The sequence below is a fragment of the Streptomyces sodiiphilus genome (assembly GCF_039529215.1).
Classification (GTDB): Bacteria; Actinomycetota; Actinomycetes; order Streptomycetales; family Streptomycetaceae; genus Streptomyces; species Streptomyces sodiiphilus.
On the sequence record NZ_BAAAMJ010000113.1, the window covers coordinates 1 to 1234 of the forward strand.

The window sequence follows — 1234 nt, forward strand, 5'->3', positions numbered from 1 at the left end:
GACCTCCCGTGAACCGCGCGACCCCACCGAGGAGATCCTTGCCGGGCTCTTCGCCGGCATTCTCGGCCTGCCCCGTGTCGGCATCGACGACAGCTTCTTCGACCTCGGCGGACACTCCCTCCTGGCGGTCGGACTGGTCAACAGAGCGCGGGAAGCGGGCCTGCGCCTGTCCATCGCGGACATCATCCTGCACCCCACGGTGGCGGATCTCTCTCTCCGGGCCCGCCCGGTCACACCCGCTTCGACGTCGGTCTCCGGGCCGTTCGCCCCGGTGCTGCCGATCCGGACCGCGGGCGAGGGCAAGCCGTTGTTCCTCGTGCACAGCGGTCTGGGGTTCAGCCTTCCCTACCTCGGACTGGCCCAGCACATCGATGAGCGCTACCCGCTTCACGGGCTGCAGTCACCGGCCGTCGACGGCACGTCACCTTTCCCCGAGGACATCCGTGAGGTCGCGGCGGACTACCTGCGAACCGTCAGGAAGCTACAGGCCCATGGTCCTTACCGGCTCCTGGGCTGGTCCTACGGAGGACTGCTCGCCCAGGAGATGGCAGTGCAACTCGAGGCTGTGGGCGAGTCCGTCGATTTCCTGGCCAACCTGGACGGCTATCCCGGAAGCACGGGCCGGGGCGACGGGGAGGACGACCAGGAACTCATGCTCCGTGCTCTGGAAGGGCTGGGCCACAGCCGGAGCGAGTTCGGCGGGCGCCGGGTGCGGATCTCCGACCTTGCGGAAGCGCTGCGGCGGGAGAACCACCCGCTGGCCGGCCATGGAGAACGGCCCCTGCTCCGGTTGCTGCGGCTCAGCCGGGCTCACGGAAGGCTCATGGAGGGATTCTCCCCCGGCCACTTCGGAGGAACCATGCACTTGTTCGCTGCGGCCCGGGAGTGGTCCGCGGGCCAGCTGCACGAACTCGTCCAGTCCTGGGAGTCACGGACCGGAGGCGGGCTCCGGGTGCACCGGGTCCCCTGCGGCCATGAGCACCTGATGCATCCGGAACCCCGGGCTGTTGTCGGACGGCTCGTCGCGGCCGAGCTCCGCCGCCTCGACGCTACTCAGAATGGCGGTTGGTGACAGTGACCAGTACCGAGACCACTCCCCGGGGTGGAGGCTCCACGGGGAACGGCAGGGTGACGTTTCCACTGTCCGGTCCTGAGAGAACAGGGAGCAGGGAACTCTCACCGCCACTGGCGATGGTCGTGGAGACGGCGGCGGTGGCGGGGCGCCGGGTCCGCC

Annotated in this window: 1 protein-coding gene; it reads left to right on the forward strand. The window is 69.3% G+C overall.

The genetic code is table 11. The features are described 5' to 3' along the window. Positions 1-1072: thioesterase domain-containing protein (locus ABD299_RS24835; RefSeq protein WP_344267023.1), on the forward strand; the 1072-nt coding region annotated here is incomplete at its 5' end. Positions 1073-1234 lie beyond the last annotated feature (162 nt).